Genomic DNA, 308 nt, shown 5'->3' with positions numbered 1-308 from the left:
GCTCGGCGGATGTGTTGCGGGACAAGGGAGTACCCATGAAGATTCTGAAGTTGCGGGCACGGCTGGCCGTGGGGTTCGCGGCGGCTGTTTTCTTTGGTGCGTCGGTAGCGGCGGCCGGGCCCGCGGCGGCAGCCTCTTCGCCTGAAGCAGCTTGCGGCGCAGGGTATTATGCGATCGATCACGGGAACATCGAAGCGAATGCGACCGTCTGGTTGATGTACAACGGTTCCACCGATTGCGTTGTCACATGGAAGACGGCACAGATCGGGACGCCGACAGCGCTGGTGGCAGCGGTGGGTACCGGGGGT

Annotated in this window: 1 pseudogene; it reads left to right on the top strand. The window is 63.6% G+C overall.

The window, feature by feature from the left end:
* Positions 1-35 precede the first annotated feature (35 nt).
* Positions 36-308, top strand: a pseudogene (locus K7711_RS47185) (hypothetical protein); the annotation flags it as partial.

Origin of the sequence: Nocardia coffeae (assembly GCF_019890715.1) — a bacterium.
GTDB classification, from domain to species: Bacteria; Actinomycetota; Actinomycetes; order Mycobacteriales; family Mycobacteriaceae; genus Nocardia; species Nocardia jiangxiensis.
This window is presented reverse-complemented; position numbering and strand designations above follow the sequence as displayed.